The sequence below is a fragment of the Flavihumibacter rivuli genome, from assembly GCF_018595685.2.
Classification (GTDB): domain Bacteria; phylum Bacteroidota; class Bacteroidia; order Chitinophagales; family Chitinophagaceae; genus Flavihumibacter; species Flavihumibacter rivuli.
In genome coordinates, this window is record NZ_CP092334.1 from 3,037,218 (window position 1) to 3,055,440 (window position 18,223).

Annotated in this window: 18 protein-coding genes; 4 read left to right on the forward strand and 14 right to left on the reverse strand. The window is 46.7% G+C overall.

What is annotated here, in order from left to right:
- Positions 1-108 precede the first annotated feature (108 nt).
- Positions 109-1,632, forward strand: coding sequence for a serine hydrolase (locus KJS94_RS12925; RefSeq protein ID WP_214447899.1), 1,524 nt, complete (start codon positions 109-111; stop codon positions 1,630-1,632).
- Positions 1,633-1,674: 42 nt separating this feature from the next.
- Positions 1,675-2,217: a DUF8685 domain-containing protein gene (locus tag KJS94_RS12930; RefSeq protein WP_214447900.1), complete on the forward strand. Its 543-nt coding sequence runs from the start codon at positions 1,675-1,677 to the stop codon at positions 2,215-2,217.
- A gap of 63 nt (positions 2,218-2,280) precedes the next feature.
- Here KJS94_RS12930 and KJS94_RS12935 read toward each other — a convergent pair whose 3' ends face one another.
- On the reverse strand, positions 2,281-2,487 hold the full coding sequence (locus KJS94_RS12935) for a YgaP family membrane protein (RefSeq protein WP_214447901.1): 207 nt from the start codon (positions 2,485-2,487) through the stop codon (positions 2,281-2,283).
- Positions 2,488-2,743: 256 nt separating this feature from the next.
- Between KJS94_RS12935 and KJS94_RS12940 the strand changes: the two genes are divergently transcribed.
- Positions 2,744-3,937 (forward strand): dipeptidase, encoded by a 1,194-nt coding sequence (locus KJS94_RS12940; protein ID WP_214447902.1) that lies wholly within the window; start codon positions 2,744-2,746, stop codon positions 3,935-3,937.
- Positions 3,937-5,676 (forward strand): ABC transporter ATP-binding protein, encoded by a 1,740-nt coding sequence (locus KJS94_RS12945; RefSeq protein ID WP_214447903.1) that lies wholly within the window; start codon positions 3,937-3,939, stop codon positions 5,674-5,676. The genes KJS94_RS12940 and KJS94_RS12945 overlap by 1 nt, the downstream gene beginning before the upstream one ends.
- 3 nt (positions 5,677-5,679) lie before the next feature.
- On the opposite strand, the gene KJS94_RS12950 is transcribed toward KJS94_RS12945, so the two are convergent.
- From KJS94_RS12950 to KJS94_RS13010, 13 genes are all read right to left on the reverse strand, one after another.
- Complete coding sequence (locus KJS94_RS12950) at positions 5,680-7,659, reverse strand: alpha-ketoacid dehydrogenase subunit alpha/beta (protein ID WP_214447904.1); 1,980 nt, start codon at positions 7,657-7,659, stop codon at positions 5,680-5,682.
- A gap of 152 nt (positions 7,660-7,811) precedes the next feature.
- On the reverse strand, positions 7,812-8,156 hold the full coding sequence (locus KJS94_RS12955) for a phage holin family protein (protein ID WP_214447905.1): 345 nt from the start codon (positions 8,154-8,156) through the stop codon (positions 7,812-7,814).
- Between the two features lie 83 nt (positions 8,157-8,239).
- Complete coding sequence (locus tag KJS94_RS12960; RefSeq protein ID WP_214447906.1) at positions 8,240-8,848, reverse strand: hypothetical protein; 609 nt, start codon at positions 8,846-8,848, stop codon at positions 8,240-8,242.
- A gap of 252 nt (positions 8,849-9,100) precedes the next feature.
- A complete protein-coding gene (locus KJS94_RS12965; protein WP_214447907.1) occupies positions 9,101-10,696 on the reverse strand; it encodes a tetratricopeptide repeat protein in 1,596 nt (531 codons plus the stop codon).
- 214 nt (positions 10,697-10,910) lie between these two features.
- Positions 10,911-11,606 (reverse strand): LOG family protein, encoded by a 696-nt coding sequence (locus tag KJS94_RS12970; protein WP_214447908.1) that lies wholly within the window; start codon positions 11,604-11,606, stop codon positions 10,911-10,913.
- A 27-nt stretch (positions 11,607-11,633) separates the two neighbouring features.
- On the reverse strand, positions 11,634-12,737 hold the full coding sequence (locus tag KJS94_RS12975; RefSeq protein WP_214447909.1) for an AI-2E family transporter: 1,104 nt from the start codon (positions 12,735-12,737) through the stop codon (positions 11,634-11,636).
- Positions 12,738-12,776: 39 nt separating this feature from the next.
- The gene (locus KJS94_RS12980) at positions 12,777-14,057 is read right to left on the reverse strand and encodes a BamA/TamA family outer membrane protein (RefSeq protein ID WP_214447910.1); all 1,281 of its coding nucleotides are present in this window, start codon (positions 14,055-14,057) and stop codon (positions 12,777-12,779) included.
- Between the two features lie 20 nt (positions 14,058-14,077).
- Positions 14,078-14,851 (reverse strand): hypothetical protein, encoded by a 774-nt coding sequence (locus KJS94_RS12985; protein ID WP_214447911.1) that lies wholly within the window; start codon positions 14,849-14,851, stop codon positions 14,078-14,080.
- 275 nt (positions 14,852-15,126) lie between these two features.
- A complete protein-coding gene (locus KJS94_RS12990) occupies positions 15,127-15,612 on the reverse strand; it encodes a DUF4251 domain-containing protein (RefSeq protein WP_214447912.1) in 486 nt (161 codons plus the stop codon).
- Positions 15,613-15,686: 74 nt separating this feature from the next.
- Entirely contained in the window at positions 15,687-16,295 is a 609-nt protein-coding gene (locus KJS94_RS12995) for a hypothetical protein (RefSeq protein ID WP_239804162.1), read from the reverse strand.
- A 5-nt stretch (positions 16,296-16,300) separates the two neighbouring features.
- Positions 16,301-16,954: a DUF4136 domain-containing protein gene (locus tag KJS94_RS13000; protein ID WP_214447914.1), complete on the reverse strand. Its 654-nt coding sequence runs from the start codon at positions 16,952-16,954 to the stop codon at positions 16,301-16,303.
- A gap of 22 nt (positions 16,955-16,976) precedes the next feature.
- Positions 16,977-17,459, reverse strand: a complete 483-nt coding sequence (locus KJS94_RS13005) for a hypothetical protein (RefSeq protein WP_214447915.1) — start codon at positions 17,457-17,459, stop codon at positions 16,977-16,979.
- Between the two features lie 41 nt (positions 17,460-17,500).
- Positions 17,501-18,157, reverse strand: a complete 657-nt coding sequence (locus KJS94_RS13010; protein ID WP_214447916.1) for an acyloxyacyl hydrolase — start codon at positions 18,155-18,157, stop codon at positions 17,501-17,503.
- Positions 18,158-18,223 lie beyond the last annotated feature (66 nt).

The following is an 18,223-nucleotide window of genomic DNA, read 5'->3' on the forward strand; positions in this document are numbered from 1 at the left end:
CATCTCCCATCATCGATTTGGTAAGCAATGTCAACATGGATTGCCTTCTATCAAGGCAGCCCATACCTGTTGCGGATTTTTAGTACCTTTTAATCCTAAACCATGCTTATGTTCAAGCGCCTGACCTTATCACTTTCTATGCTGCTGGTAGTTGGTTTTTCCCATTTTGCCAGCGCCCAGCCTTCCTTCATCAAAGACAGTCTCGACACCTATGTAACCCGGGCCATGCAGCAGTGGCAAATTCCCGGGGTATCCATTGCCGTTATCAAAGGCGACAGTGTCTGGGTCATGAAAGGCTATGGGGTATTGGAGCAGGGCGGGAACCAGAAAGTGAATGAACACACCCGTTTCGGTATCGGCAGTAATACCAAGGCCTTCACCGGAACAGCCATGGCCATGTTAGAAACAGATAAGAAATTGTCCCTTGATGATAAAGTGCAAAAGTGGGTACCGGATTTTACCATGTACGACCCCTGGGTGGCCAAAGAGGCTATGGTCCGCGACCTGCTCAGTCACCGGTTAGGCTTCGAGACCTTCCAGGGTGATTTTATGTATTTCGATTCTGACCTGACCTATAAGCAGGTCAAGGAAAAGTTTGGGAAACTCAAACCCATGTATGGCCTTCGCTCCAAATGGGGTTATACAAATGCTGCATTCGCAGTGGCCGGCGAAGTAATTGAAAAAGCCAGTGGACAATCATGGGCTTCCTTCCTGGACAGCAGGATATTCAAGCCCCTGGGCATGTACAATACCCTGGCAGTAACCAACCAGATTGATACGGCAAGGAATACCGCAAAGGCGCATACCATCGTTGAGGGGAAGCTTAAGAAGGTCCCATACGGGAGGTTGGACAATATGGCCCCGGCGGGAAATATCTTTTCTTCTGCATATGATATGAGCCGCTGGGCAAAGGCATTACTGAACGATGGTGAACTGGATGGCAAGAAAATTATCGATCCCGCAGCCATTGCCAGTACCCGTCTCCCCCATTCCATTATGGGGAACAACCAACACCCATTTAACAGGACCCATTTTGCCCTATACGGCCTGGGATGGTTCCTTAACGATTATGAAGGAAAACTCCTGGTGGAACATACCGGCGGGGTGAATGGTTTTGTTACTGCTGTAACATTGGTGCCCGAAGAAAAGATTGGCATCATTGTTTTGACCAACACGGATTACAATGGCTTCTTCGAAGCGATGAAGGCTGAACTATTGGATGCCTGCCTTGGCCTCCCTTACCGCAACTACAATGGCTTTGCCATGAACATGCAGGAAGAAGGGGAAACCAGAAGGGCCAAAACACTTAAAGAAAGAAGGGATACGGTGGCCATGAAGATCCCTATGGCTGCATCCATGGATGCATTTGCCGGGATTTACCAGCACGATGTTTATGGGAAAATGACCATCAGCAAGGAAAATGATAAGCTTATTGCCAGGTTTGAATACCACAAAGGACGTTATGCCACTCTTGAACCCATGGGCGGGAACAGGATGCTTGCCAGTTTCAACGACCCCCTATATGGTGTTAGGGTTTGGCCTTTCACTATTGAAAATGGAAAGGTGAAGTCGGTCACCATGACCGTTTCCTCATTTATTGAATTCACCCCTTATGAATTCATCAGGCAATAATTAACCTTTAATCCTAACAAAATAGCTAATTAATTTCCCGCTATGGATCAACTTACCCTTGGCATTGGCACTCGCTTGCAGCATACGCAATACGGACCAGGTGTTATCGTTGGCATTAAATATGCGACCTACCTGATCTCCTTTATCCACCATGGTTTGAAAGAAGTGGATAAGAATGACACCAATCTTGAAGAGATCATTCCCGAAAATGTTTCTGCCGAAATTGAAACCCACTCCGAAGTGGAGCAGTCCCTGCTGAAGATCCTTCGCCTATGGGGAGGCTTTAGCGAAGTGGTTGCCCTTGGGGACAGATGGAAAGGGGGTACCATGATCCTGAAACCCGGTGATGAGAGCCTAAAAACCAAAGAGGTGCCAATTGATGTGTTCTTCCACAAGATCGTCATGCTACGCGACCGGCTCCGCGTTATGGAACAACAGATCAATGCCCACAAACAATTGAGTGATGAGGAAAAGGTGAACCTGCAACAATACATCACCAGGATCTACGGCACCCTGACCACCTTTAACGTCTTGTTCCGCGACAAGGAACATTGGTTCGTGGGGGAAAAGGGAAGCGAGTCTTGAATGTAATTACCGCCTTTGTGCACCTTCGAGTCTTGGTGCCTTAGTGGCAAAAAAACAACTGAACTACTTCTTCGCCGCGCAGGTATTGATGCCCAGCAAGGTATACAAAGGACAGAATCCCACCAGGCTGGTCAGCACAAAGACAGCACCCAGTACCACCAAAACCAATCCCAATGTACCCGTCACCGTACCGGAAAAATACAGGTAAGCAAATACTGCAGCCAGGATAAGACGGATGATCTTGTCTGTGTTGCCCATGTTCTTTTTCATAATGGTCTATTTTAGGTTTTGTTGAACAACCTGATCAGTTCCGCGATGGCCCAGGCCAATCCAATGCAGATAACACATGCCAGCAACAACTTTTTCCATTTCGCGGACATCAGCAGAATTTGAGGAGCAAGGTAGTTGTTGCTACTTACAAATCACCTGACAATGGTCAGACATTAAACTGATCTGCCACCATTCATGGACACTCCTAATTGCCAGATTACCATTGAATATAATTAAATTCAGCAAAAAAAGGCCCATGAGACTTTCCCTAGGATTAATAGCCCTGATGTTTTCTTTTAGTCCGGTTGCCACCCATGCCCAACGCAGCTTCCACGATAAACTGGTAGTGGTGGATACACATAACGACGTGATCTCTACCGCATCCATGAATGGGATGAGCTTCGATACCGATCTCTATGGCAAGACCCATAGCGACCTCAACCGCTTCAGGAAAGGCGGGGTAGATATCCAGATCTTTTCGATTTTCTGCGACGAAACATTTGGCAAGGGAACGGCCTTCAACAGGGCCGTCAGGGAAATGGATTCATTGGATGCCATTGTTGCCCGCAACCCCGACAGGATCATGGCGGTGAATAGCTACGCGGACCTGAAAAAGGCCATCAAGGCTGGCAAGATCGGTGCCATGAAAGGCGTGGAAGGCGGACACATGATCGAGGACCGGCTGGATCTTTTGGATAGCCTGTACCAACGCGGGGCGCGTTACCTTACCCTCACCTGGAACAATTCCACTTCATGGGCCAGTTCAGCCTGGGATGAGACCTATCTCGACCAGGGCAAGCCCACTCCCATCAGCCAAAAGGGACTGAATGAACAGGGCAGGCAGATCGTCAGGAGAATGAATGAGTTGGGCATGATGGTCGACCTTAGCCATGTTGGGGTTCGTACCTTCTATGATGCACTGGCCGTAAGCTCCAAACCTGTTATTGTTTCCCATAGCTGTTGCCATAAGATCTGCCCTGTCCCCAGGAACCTGACAGATGACCAGATCAAGGCCATCGCGAAGAATGGCGGCGTGATCCATGTGAATTTCTACTCGGGATTCGTGGACAGCACCTATAACAAAAAGAAGGAAGGGATCATTACCAAATACAAGGCTGAAAAAGACTCACTGCTGGCCCTGCAGTGGTCAGGACATAATGCTGACGAATGGATCTTCCGCAAATATGCTCCCGAAGTACAGGCGCTAAGGCCAGGTCTTGACCAGCTGCTGGACCATATTGACCATATCGTTGCCATTGCCGGGATCGACCATGTAGGCATCGGTTCCGATTTCGATGGCATAGAATCTGCCCCGCAGGGACTGGAAGGGGTAGAGGATATGCCCAGGGTCACCGAGGCCCTGCTGGCCAGGGGCTACAGCAAAAAAGAAGTAGCCAAGATCATGGGGGAGAATTTCCTTCGGCTATACAAAGCAGTTAGTCCAAACTGATGAAGATACTCTGGCAATACCTTAAACCTTATCGCTGGCTGTTATTGCTGGCACTATTCTTTGCAGCCACTGCACAGGTCTTGGCATTATATGACCCTATCATTTTTGGTAAGGTTGTCGACAATTATGCCATCAACCCAAAGGAAATTGATGAGGCCGAACGCATCAATGGGGTGATAAAATTGCTGCTGCTTGCAATCGGTATCGCCATGCTTTCCCGCCTTGCCGCAACCCTCAAGGATTACGTGGTAAGGCTGATCGTCCAGAAATTCGGGATGCAGATCTTCAATGACGGGATACGCCAGACATTACGCTTACCTTACCAGGGGTTTGAAGACCAGAGCAGCGGGGAAACAGTTTCCAAACTGCAGAAGGTAAAGAATGATACAGAACGATTCATCAACTCCTTTATCAATATCCTCTTCTCCAGTTTGGTAGGTATCGCCTTCCTGGTTTGGTATGCCGTCACCAAGCATTGGGCCCTTATACCTGTATTCCTTCTGGGTGTGGTATTGCTGGGCGGGCTTACCAGCCTGCTGAGCAAGAAAATAAAGACCTTACAGCGGTCTGTTGTCCGTCAGAACAATATTCTTGGTGGTTCGATCACAGAATCCCTGAGAAACATAGAACTGGTGAAAAGCCTTGGGCTCACCTATCCTGAGATCAGGAGACTAAGGGAGTTCACACAGAAGATATATGACCTGGAATTGGAGAAGACGAAAAAAGTAAGGACCCTTTCTTTTCTACAGGGAACCATCCTAAACCTGTTGAAGCAGTCGATCCTTTTTATCCTGCTTTGGCTCATCTTTCGCAATATCCTCTCGCCAGGTGAGTTGATCTCCATGCAGTTCATTTCAACCGGTATCATTGGTCCTTTACAGGACCTGGGCAATATCATCCTGCAATACCGGGAGGCTGAAGCATCCTTACAGGTATTCAATGAGTTGATGTTGAAAGAACCAGAATTCAGGCCTGAAGAGCCTATTGAAATAGCCGAGATCGAAAAACTTGAATTCCAAAAGGTCAGCTTCAGGCACAAGGGCGCCAGGGCCAATGCCGTTGAGGATATTTCATTCTGTACAGAAATAGGTGAAACCATTGCCTTTGTGGGTCCTTCAGGTTCAGGCAAATCAACCCTTGTCAAATTACTGGTAGGTTTGTATACCCCAAGCGAAGGGGATATCCTTATTGATACTATTTCTGTCCGCAACATCCGGTACAATCGGGTCAGGAGGCAGATGGGGTTTGTAACACAGGAGACCCAGATGTTCTCAGGAACCATCCGCGACAATATGCTTTTTGTAAAGGACGATGCCACTGACGAAGAGATCATGCAGGCCCTGGAACATGCTTCCTGCATTGACCTGGTCAGGAACTCACCCAAAGGATTAGACTCTGTATTGGGAGAAGGCGGCAAGAAAGTATCGGGAGGTGAACGCCAGCGTTTAGCCATTGCGAGGGCCTTGCTCCGGAAACCACGCTTATTGATCTTCGACGAAGCTACCTCGGCCCTTGATTCCATTACCGAAGAAGAGATCACCGACACCATCAGGAAGATCTCTGCCGAAAAAAAGCAAATGACCATCCTCATCGCCCACCGGCTTTCCACAATCATGCATGCCGATACGATCTATGTACTGGAAAAGGGGAAGATAGTGGAGCAGGGCCAACATGACCAACTCCTGCAGGCAAAAGGACTTTACTATGCGATGTGGCGCCAGCAGGTTGGTGAAAGATGAGCATCAGTACTGCAATATCTTTTGGATGGTCGATCCGAGCCTTGATTTGGCCAGGAACTGTTTCTCCAGTTCAATATTGAAGGGAACCGGGGTATCCAGTGAAGCACAACGCATGATCGGAGCATCCAGCCACTCAAAGCAATGCTCACTGATCCAGGCACTGATCTCCCCACCGATGCCACCAATAAGGGTATCTTCATGCAAGAGGATAACCTTACCCGTACGCATAACCGAATTTTTGATCGCATCATAATCAAGCGGCAACAGCGTCCTGAGGTCAAGAATATCCAGACTGATCTCCGGATGGGCATTGGCGTATTCTTCCGCCCAGTGCACCCCGGCACCATAGGTAATGATACTCAGGGCATCCCCTTCCCTGACCTGCCTTGCCTTTCCGATCGGGATCTCATAATATCCTTCTGGTACCGGTCCGCTGACGCTTCGGTACAAGGCCTTGTGCTCGAAGAACATCACGGGGTTGGGATCATTAAAGGAAGCGATCAGCAGGCCTTTGGCATCCTCTGGTGTAGAAGGATAAACGACCTTCAATCCGGGTGTATGCACAAACCAGGCTTCATTGCTCTGGCTATGGAAAGGTCCGGCTCCCACACCTGCCCCGGTTGGCATCCTCACCACCACATCCGCATTCTTTCCCCAGCGATAGTGCAGTTTGGCCAGGTTATTCACGATCTGGTTCAGGCCAACACTCACGAAATCTGCAAACTGCATTTCCACCATGCTCTTAAACCCTTCCAGTGAAAGGCCCAGCGCACTGCCAAGGATGGCACTTTCGCATAATGGCGTGTTCCTTACCCTTGACTTGCCATATTTTTCCACCATCCCTTCAGTGATCTTGAACGCACCTCCGTACTCTGCAATATCCTGGCCCATCAACACCAGGTTGGGATGCCGCTCCATGGAGAGGTCCATTCCTTCCTTAATGGCATCGATCAGCCTTAGCTCTTTGGTTGGCTGCCCTGAGGGACTGGAAAAATTTTCGCTTACAGGGGCATATACATCCTTCAATTCTTCCTGTACATCAGGCAGGATCGGTGCCGCATCATAGGCTACCTGCAATTCCGATTCGATCCTCTGCCTGATCCCCGTCCTGATCTGCTCGATCTCGGAATAGGTCAGTACTTCCTGCAAAACCAGGTATTCCTCAAATTTCTTGACGGGATCCTTCTGAGCCCATTCCTCAAACAAATGCTGGGGTACATACTTGGTGCCGCTGGCTTCCTCATGTCCCCGCATCCTGAAAGTCATGCATTCCACCAGGTAGGGTTTCTGGTTGGCAATACAATAGTCCCTAACCCCTTTGATGGTATCATAAACGGCCAGTACATTATTGCCATCGATCCTTACCCCTTCCATGCCATAGCCACGGGCGCGGTCAACCAGGCTTTCACAGCGGTATTGCTCATTCACGGGCGTACTAAGGCCATAGCCATTGTTCTCAATGATGAAGATGACCGGAAGGTCCCATACGGCTGCTGTATTCAGTGCCTCATGGAAATCACCTTCACTGGTTCCGCCATCGCCGGTAAAAGCAAGGGAGACTTTTGATTCATCTTTCAGTTTATAGGCCAGGGCCACCCCATCCGCTATGGCCAACTGGGGGCCAAGATGGGAGATCATTCCGCAGATATGGTGTTCAGGTGAACCGAAATGGAAGCTTCTTTCCCTGCCTTTGCTGTAGCCATCCTTATTTCCCTGCCATTGCATGAACAGTTTGTGTAAGGGCATATTCCTGCTGGTAAAGACCCCAAGGTTACGATGCAGGGGCATGATCCACTCATCCTGCTGCAAGGCAAGGGTGGCGCCAACTGCTATGGCTTCCTGGCCAATACCGCTGAACCATTTGCTGATCTTTCCCTGTCGAAGCAGGACCAGCATTTTCTCCTCGATCATCCGGGGTAGCAGGATCTGTTGGTATATCTCTACCAATTGTTCATTGGATAGTGATTTTCTGTCGAAAAACATGGCAAGTAAGTTAGGTAGTCGAAGATAACCGAAAGCCATTAAACTTTTGGTTTCCGGCAAAATGGTAAACGGTTCAAAATTATTACGCGGACAATAGGAATACAGTAGCCGGGGTCAGTCCGGCTAATGATCTGCATCATCATCCGCAAGTCCTAGGAATTTTCCCTGGTACTGCTATGGAGGATGGAGGTCGTTACCGACAATAAGATACTGAAAAGCATGGCCCACCAAAAACCATCCACCTTGAACCCTTCTACCAGCTTTGTCCCCAGCATAATGATCAAGGCATTGATCACGAGCAGGAAAAGTCCGAGGGTAATGATGGAAATGGGAAAGGTCAGTAGCACCAGGAGTGGCTTTAGCAAGGTATTCAATAAGGCCAGTACGATGGCAACGATCAGTGCAGTGGAGAAGGAATCGATATGTACACCGGGCAATAAATAGGATAAACCAAACGCAACTATTGCAGAGATCAGTAAACGCACTAGAAAATTCATGATGGCTTTTTTCTTTAAGGTAAGAAAATTTTACCACGGGTAAGATCATAAAAAAGGGCTGCAAATTAGCAGCCCTCTCTCATTTACTTGGCGATCAGCCCATCCTGTACCATTCTGTCATGTACGATCTGGGCAATTTCATTTATTGTTTTTTCCAGCTTGGAAGGGTTGGTGGTTTGAGTTACGCAGGAGTAAACCAACTTATCCGGGTTCAGGGTGTAGATATTGGTTTCTACACTGTACACTTTATCCTCTGTATAATAACCTGGTGAGCCATAGGCTCCATAAGCATATCCATAATAGCCTCCGAAACGGCCATAATAGGAAGGATAGGTAGTACCCGGAACGTAACTGGTTTCTTTTTCAATATCCACCAGCCTGGTTACCACTACTGCATCAAATCCCTGTGCCTTAAGTGCATTTATTACTGCGTCTTCACTTTCCTTAGAAGATGGAAGATTGTTTAGGGTGTAGGACGCCACTCCCTTTCCTTTCAACCTTGCGGCCAATGCGTCTTCCACCACCCTCCTGGAAGTTTCATTCTGGACAAGTGAGATGACCAGTACTTTTTTCAATGCATCAAAATTCACGGTGGAACCCGGATCCCTCCAACTCTTGGTTACTTTGGTTGACGGCCCGCAAGCGCTTGCCAATACAAGGAGAACTGCGAAAAACATTGTGATCCTTTTCATATACATGGTATTAATTAGAATAAATATTTCTTATTGACTTCTTGATCCATAAAGGGGTTCTTTTAGGAATTGGCCTAACAGATGACTATGCCAAAAACAAATCCATTTCCCCTGCAACAATAACCATTAGGATTACTACTGTTAAGGTAACAATAGAAGGGTAAAGATTATCCTGGAACAACCTGCATACAGGGATTTTACTGTTAAACAACAGGGGCTCAACGGAAAAAGAAAAGGCAAGGGTAAACACCCTTAAACTTTGATCAATCCGGTCCTATTCACCCCTTCCAGGATTTTATTGGAAAGCTTCGGATCACGGAATGTAGCTGGAATAACAAATCTGATCAGTTCAGCAGAGTTTTTCAATAAGTGTTCATTCTTGCGGTATTCATCACTTGCTTCTTCCATCATATTCATATGCCCCATTACTGCTATCCGGAAAACCGGCACCCAAATAAGGTCCTGGATCTGGATCTTTTCTAAAAAGTCAAGGGCAATTTCATATTCATCCTTATGAAGGTAGTAGCATGCAGCTGTCAATTTTACCCACCAGGGATGAAAGGGGTTGAGCCTTACTGAATTGTGGTACAATTCGATACTGCGTTCATATTTTCCCAGGCAAAGCAGACCAAAACTGGAGGCTCCCTGAAAGAATGAATTGCTGGGATTTATGGACAGTGCTTTCTCATAATGCTCGTTGGCTTCCTCAATTGACTTGAAGAAGTTAAGCGCCCAAGCCTTTGCAAGGTGCCCATGTTGGCACATAGGATCTATTTCCAGCGCTATAGAGGCAAATTTCAAAGCTTCACCAAATGGGTTTTCTACTGTTTTATACCCATATATCGGTCCATCAACATAGAGATGCGCCAGAATGGCCCATCCCATGGCAAAATGGGGATTGACCTTAAGCGCTTGTTGTAAACTGTTCACTGCCTGGTGGTAAATCTGCTCCTTATATTGGACCATGTAGTGATAGTACCAGAAAACTGCCTGGACGGATTGGTTGTCGATACCCGGATCAGGGTGGGTAGCCAACACCATACTCCTGTTCAGTAGCCCATAATAACCACCCAGCAATGGAATGACAGTGCTGATGATATCGTTAAATACTACATTAATCTTTTCATTTGCAATGCTATGCTCATAGGTTCTCGACCAGAGCTGGGTTCCTTTCAATCCATCAACCAGGTTGGCTGAAATAAAGATATCATCTCCATCCTGAAGGATAGTGCCGGTTATAAGATGTGTAGTACCGAGCTCCCGTGCAATTTCCCTCAAATCCTTTGATGCATTTTTATATCGATTGGAAGAATAGTAGGCAATTACTGATATGTCCTGGAATGCAGACAACTCCGCACTTAATTTCTCACAAAATCCATCTACCAGGTATTCCTTATTGGCCATTTCACCCAATGACTTGAAAGGGAGTACCGCAACCGTGGTCACATTTCCACATAATGCTGAAAGGTCCCCTTCGATAGGTTGTCTGGAGAAAGAAATACCCTGATCACGCAAGGTTATAAAATTGGGGATATACCCACCCGTAGGCACCTCGATGATTATGGGATCATTTACACCTTCCTGGTCATAGTAAGCCCTCAGGGCCTTTCTTAACCGAACGGCATGTATCCTGACAGCAGCATCAAACTGGGGATTGAATTCCTTTCCCCGCCTTAAGACATTGGTAGCAATGGTATATTCTTTCAGTGACTCGCTTTTGCCTTCTATCACCGCTTCGACAATATACCGAAGGAACCTCGACAATATTGGCGACTTCCTGAACTCCCCAAATCTGAGGATTCGCTCAAGTTGAAGCCTTATTGATTGATGGTCATTAATAGTTTCCATGTTGAAGTCGGTCCGTTTACCTTTGCCTTTGAAACCATGGTTTCCTTACTGGTATTTTCCGGGGGAAATGATGGTAGCACCTGGGAAATATGCCTATGGCCAACCAAACTGGTTTCCTTAAGGCATGTCTCTTTCGCCTTTAACAATTTACTAAACTTTCACAAATTCCACTCTTCGAAAGGGAGGTTAAACAGGACGACCTGAATATTTGACCCTAATAATAATCCTCTTGCGGGGAAGACTTGTAGGTGGGCATAATAACCCTTTCCTTCAGGTAAGCAACCGCTTCCCCAATATCATCCGTTACCAGGGCAAGGTCAAGGTCAGTTTCCGAGATCGTTCCAACATCAATCATGGTATCCCGGATGAACGTGCCCAGGTGCCGCCAGTAATGCTTGCCTAAACAAACTATTGGCCGGTTGGGAAGCTTTCCGGTTTGGATCAGGGTCAACACTTCGAAGATCTCATCCATGGTCCCAAATCCCCCGGGCATCAGCACATAACCTATGGAGTTCTTTCTCAGGATGACCTTGCGGGTAAAGAAGAATTCAAAGGATACCAGTTTGTCGATGTAGGGATTCGGCTTTTGCTCATAAGGCAGATGGATATTACACCCAACCGATACCCCACCAGCTTCCTTTGCGCCCCTGTTGGCCGCCTCCATTACCCCGGGACCTCCTCCGGTCATTACCGCAAAGCCATTCGCAGCAAGGGCCGCACCCATTGATCTGGCCAATTCATAATAAGGATGTCCCTCCCTAAACCTGGCTGACCCATAAACTGTAACACAATTGTTCAATCCCTCGAATGCGGTAATGCCCTGCCATAGATCCGACATTACCTTATGTGAATCCCTGATCTCATCGGAAAGGGACCGACCCCTTTCCAGAAATCCTTTGTCATTTGCCATCTTGATATGATTTTAACTTGGATAATTTCAGCTAACCGCTGCTCCTTCCTCATTGACCAACTTAGTAGTACCAGGTTTCTCTGTCCAGTGCTTGAACAGGGTATAAGTCAGCGCAACAACGATTGCACCCTTGAACATACCGGTAAAACCCCAAAGCGACATGCCCCCAACGACCCCCAGGAAAAGGACCAGTATGGGCATCTTACCACTCTTTCCAATCAGTATTGGCTTTAATACATTGTCAACACCCATCAATACCACCAACCCATAGATGATCATGAAGATCATCCACCCTGTTTGGCCAGTATTACCGAGCCAGATCACCACCGGTATCAATACCAGGACCGGCCCCAATTGGACTACCGCGAAAAGAAAGGTTAATGCTGCAAGGGCAGGCGCTGCCCCAATACCTGCAATGGAATAGCCCACCCATGCCAGGATGGCTTCAATGAATGCAGTACCCATCACCCCTATGGCTACCCCCCTGATGGCCTTCCCGGCTGAATCCACCAGTTCGACAGCGGTTTCCGGAGAAGCCAGTTTTTCCAATATGGCATAAATAGGTTTCAAGACCTGCGATCCCCTGAACAATAATATTGCGGAAATAATGATACCGAGGACCAACTCCAGGCTTGTTCCCAGCAAACCAAGCCCGCCTGAGATTATTTTCTGGAATATGGCTTTGATACTTTCCCGGTGATTCCCGATATAAGCATCAGGATCTGCCGAGAACTCGGTCCAGAATAGGTCGATCTTCCTTCCCGCAAGTGGGATATTCTTTACCCAATCCGGAAGCGGCTCCACTGTTTTGGGACTCACATTGGTGACCCAGTATTGCGCCTTGTGAACCGTATCTCCCATCTTATCGATCAGCAGGATCATGGGAACGGCAATAACAGACACAAGGAGTAATCCGTACAGGAAAGCGATCAACTTCCTTCTGCGTCCCTTTGTCCCGGCAAGCTTTTCAAATAAACCATAGAAGGAAACGGCAAAAATGATCGCAAAGGTGAATACCCCCGCAAATACACCTATTACTGAATAGGTCATATAAAGGATGAGCAGTACCAGCAAAAGGGCAAGTATCTTCTCAATGAATCCAAGTTCTTTCTTTGTTTGGTGAGGTTCCATTTGGTTGGTTGGGTTTGGTTTAGGTATGGTATGAACTGGTTAGAATGTTTCTGCAGCACCGAAATAGATTCCGGCTGATTTCTTGCCAAAGCCAAAATCCACCTGCAGGTTGGTCCGGGAATGCTTGTCAACCATCATCCTGAGTCCAAAACCATAACCCGGTGCCATGTAATCGAATAACCGCTCATTCTTATCCGGCCTGTCGCTCGTTGTAACATTGGCAAACAGCACACCTCCTAATACACCACTGCAAGGAGAGATAGGGAACCGGTATTCTGATTCCAGGTACAACATATTCTGGCCGCGATATCGTCCCTGGGTATATCCCCGGCCACTCCGGCCTCGCTGGTCATAACCAAGCGCCGGTAAAACCATATAGGGAAGCCTTCCCGCCTCAGTAAAGGTTCCCAGCAACCAGAATCCGATCAGTTTCCTGGGTTTTGTTTTTGATAAGCTATGGTAACTCCTCCACTCAACACTCAGGACGTTGGCCGTTAATTCGCTACCCAGGAATTCCGGGTTTAGCCGGTAGATCAGGTTAGCATAGATGCCCTTGTAAGGGTTGATCATATTGTCCCTTGTATCAATCATCAAATTGACATTTAACCCAGCCAATTTATAACTGGTTGTACTGAACCCATATCGTTTGCTATAGGAATAATGACTGGTATAAAGTGGCCTGACAGTATCCAGTTTCAGGTCATTGATCTTGCTGAATTTATCCAGGTTGTAGCCAAAACCCATATAAAAATGTCCTGATACTTTCCAGTAAATGGACTGGTAGAACCTGAAATGATTGAACTTCATGGGCTGGACCAGCGAATCATCGGAAACCTCTGTGCCATTTACGCCATATTGGTATTTCAGGATACCACCTTCGGGCGTATTGGTTCCCAATCCATAAGTAGATTGGGAAAATAAAAACAAACGCCAATCGCCACTCAGGAATATTTTATTGTTCTTGAGATAGATATTGTTCTTCAACTGCAGCATGGTCTGACCTTTTGAGGTTACCGTTGCATTTCCTGATATGGAAGAATACAGGTCCTTGGGCTGTTTCCCCTTGAATACATATTGTCCCGCTGCCCCAAACTGAAACCCGGTTGCCGGATTGGAAGCAATGACCGGAACCAATAAAAGGGAACTGTTCTTTTCTTTTCGTTGCTTGGGTGGCTTATTCCGCCAATCCCTGATCACATCAGGCAGGTCCTTTTGGTCACAATCCCCTTGCCTTACCAATTGAACCGAATCCTGGGCATTGAGCGCTATGGAATACATCAATAGGATCAGCGTTAAAAGATGCCTCATGGTCAGTCTCAATAGCTGGTAGTTTACTTTTCTTAAAAACGGAAACCTATCTGGAACATGTACCGGTAACCGAAGGTCCATGTTCGCAGCGCCCCATTTGAGTTGAGTTCTTTGTCGTCAAAAACAAAATCCATCCCTGGGAACTTCTGCGAAAGCACATCAGAAACTGCCTGTCTTAACTGTTCTTTCTCTGCCTCGGTGAGGTTGCCATCTATCTTGGTGGTCAGGTCGTAATACCCAAAGCCCGGGCCCACCATCACAAGGTCAAGGGTTAACCTGTTCCAGAACACAAACTGGTAGCCTAGTTCAAAGCCAATGGTATGGATATTAAAATTGGTATTTGTGATGACCTGCTTATCATTGGTAGCATTGCGGTATTTCCAGTCATTATCCCGCTTGAAATTATTAAAGGAATAATAGGGCCCTATATACAGGCCCCTTGGCGCATTATACTTATTCTCCCTGGCGAGATAGAAACGGTAGTCAAAAGAAATATTAAAGCCTGAATTCTTCCTGTCTGATTCCACCGCAAAACTGTCGGTGGTGATGGACACAAGCTTGGGCAAATTTGCCCTGCCTACGTTAACGGAGAAGCTGCGCTTGGGGGATAAAACCCGCTCATAGCCAAAAACCATGTACTTGGACCCAAACATCAGGGGACCGGAAAGGTTATAACGGATAACATTCTTGTAATTCTTTGGCGCAGGCTTTGCCAAGACCAGGCTGTCCTGTGTATAGGCATGCTGAATGAAGAGCAGGCATAATGCCACAAACAGGGGTAAAACTTGAAGGGCTTTCTTTTTCATGCGATTCGTCATTTTGAAGGTTAATTGAACCAGGTGGTAATGGTTCAGGTATCATTACCAGGGAACGAACCTGTTGTATTCCGCTGTGGTTAAAGTACAATGTATAATGGAATTCCAACCTGATCCAGGTCAGTATACCTATATTATACGGTATAATCCTAAAAGGTCATTCATCAATGGACAAAGCCCTTGGCATTCCTCTACCATCTTTGGCTGGCATTCATAGAAATATGGGTTTCGCTATTTACTTATAAAGCCCAAAAAGCCTGAAAGGACTATTGGCTTCCCCGCAAGTAGCCATCAAATGATATGGGATCCCTGTTGTTACAGGTTACCTGCAAGCTGGTAATACCATCCGCGTAGATCGTGAATATCATCTTGCGCGGATCTGATACATCCTTGAATGAAATGGTAATGGTTATCCTTCCCTTCTTGCCTTCCTCCTTGACATAATCAAAATTGGTAGATTTAAAGGTCAGGCCCTGCTCTGATGGATTCATGGACACTGACTGGGCCCTGCCTGCATAAGGAAGGAAACTATCAACAGTATCTGCGGTAACCTTTACTTCATATTGAGTGGTAAGTTGTCGGGTACCGCCCCGCATGGGTCGCATGGACTGGGCTACAAACGTAAATTTCTTTTCCCCCAGCTGCTGGAGGACAACTTCCTTCTTATCCTTCTTTTCCTCCTGGCTATAACCATTGACAACAATGGAGAGTAAGGCAAGAAGCATTATCATGGCCTTTAGTCTAGTGATCATACTTTTATTACCCAATTCAGTTTTTAAATAAGCATCATATTATTCAACACCTGCCCGGGTCAACAGGCAGGGTATTAATACTTCGAAGAACTGAAGCCTAGCTTCAAACCAAAAAAGCTGGTAGCCTTGATATCACCTGCTGCAGGAAGGCTATGGTAAGTAGCGGCTATCACCAGACCATTATAGCCATAATTCAATCGAACGCCCACTTCACCATTCATCATGAACTGTACCCCATCTGATTGAAAGGCATATAACCCAATATCCTGGCGCTGGTTCTGGTAGGCCCCACCAATGCCCGCACGGACAAATGGAACCACAGGTTCTTTCCGCTTCTTGAAATCATATTGCACGATGGCCAGCAATCCATAGATATTGGTATAGTTGGATAAATTACCGGTATACACCCCACCATCATCCCCCAACTCTACGGTCTGCTTCCCTTTCTTATCGGGAAAATAAAACCAACTGAAGCTTCCCCCTATCGACAGTTGTTCATTCTTCAGGTAGCCACGTCCCATTCCTGAAAACCCAACAAAACTTGTTTTGCCTACAAAATCCTTAAAGCTTCCGGTAGGAAAGGATACCTGGTAGGAAAATTCCCCAACGCCCTGAGCGCTCAATTGATTTAGTCCTGCCATGCCAAAAGACAATAAACAGCATAGAATAAATAGCTTTTTCATAGTGCTTATTGCTTTAGGTAGGGTGATTGAATGAACATCTGGTCTATATTCTTTTCTAACCTGGACTGGATATTACTCGCAGATCCCTCCAAAAGGCCATTAAGTATTCCTATCCACACTACGGGTAGGGTGTTGTTAGCCGCTTTAGTAGGATCGGTAATGGCCACTGTAAGCGTACCAGTTTGGTAGGAGCTACAGATGATGTCCGAAGGATACCCCCAACCCCAGCCGGCACCCCAACTGGGTGGATAATAACCGGGATACCAGGGATCCCACCAGCCCCACCATCCATACCAGGGAAATGAAACACAACTGCCATAGGTGGTTTTAAATGCTGTTGGCAATACTACCACATCTGCAGCCACTTCTCCATCAACAGGTAATTGCTGCCATCCTAATGCATCAAGGTTCGCCTTTATCCTGGAAATGATGAGATCATCATAGGTGTGGTTACTAGTTTCCCCATCCTCTGTAACATGCACCACCGTATCAGGGAGGAAATAGGTATTCACCTTACTGAAATCGTACCCCTTCTCCTCCTTGGTATATACCAGGTCATAATCTTCTATATAATCTGGCATGGACGGAGAACAAGCCGACCACATCATTCCGAACAACAGCAATACCAGTAATCCACAGGTAGCCTTGATGTGTTTCATAACCCTCGGTTTTATTTTTTAATCAATTCTTCTTGCGCTCGATCTCCCCGATAAAGGGAATGGCATCCTGGATCTCAGCGCGTACAATGGTTTGGAGGTAATACTCTAATTGCAACCATTGAGCGGCCTTTGTGGCACCCAGGGCCTTTTTAACTTTTGAATAATATTTGTTCATCACTTTTTGGTTGGCCTGGTCATTCTTCATGATCCGCTTTACCAGGCCATCGGCCTGCTCATCGGTCAGGTTGGTATAGGCTTTTGCATAGTCTTCAATGGTGCTGATCCGCTCCCCGGCTATCTTTCCACGGTCTGCCGTATAGGCATCATAGATGGGCCAGAACTTAGTGTCCTCTTCTGCACTTAGGGCCATATACTGCCTGACAAGGTCCTTCTTCTCCACTTTCAGGTAATCTTTCAATAATGCCAACTCATCTTTGCTTTGGGCTTTAACACTGGTCACAAATGCTCCAAGCAATACAAAAACAGGGATAATGTACTTTTTCATCTGAAAATGATTAATGATTCAATGATTAATAAGTTTTATGATTACTTCTTAGGGAAGCGGAATACCAGTCCACCACCCAGGCCAAATTGAAGCATGGAAGAATAGCTGCTTACACCGGCACCTCCACCACCTGTGCCGAAATACAGTCCACCACCCACAGCCTGCACAGCCGACATCAGGTTTGCCTGCAATTTGATCCCTACTTTTTCGGAAGCCCAGAAATTGAGACCACCCTTTATATGCCAGGCAAACTTGGTGGAACTTTCACTACTACCACTGGTAGGATTGCTAACATTCATGATGCCCACACCCAGTCCACCCCCGAAATAGGGTTCGATCTTGGGATTATTGACCATGTACCTGGTGGTTCCCAACATGATCCAGTTGGCGGAAAAATCAAATGTCTTGCTCTTTACCCCCGGACTGATTCCATTGTCATAATAGGTTGTCGGAGCATCGGTATCCTGGCGCATATACAACAGTTCTATACCCTGGTACTTGCTCGGCTTATATTCCAGTCCGGCGCCCCATAAGAGGCCGCCATTGATGGTGCCATCAAAATAGCTGGTATTGCTGTAATAGGAATCTACCCGGTCATCAAATACATAACCGGCATAGGCATTCAACCTAAATTCTTGTGCCTGTACCAACATCAGGGTACCAAACAAAAATGCAAAACTTGCTAGTAAACGTTTCATATAAGGGGGTTTCGTTTAAATATTAAGCTACTACCTGTCAGAGCAAAATTCCAATCGAGGAACCCA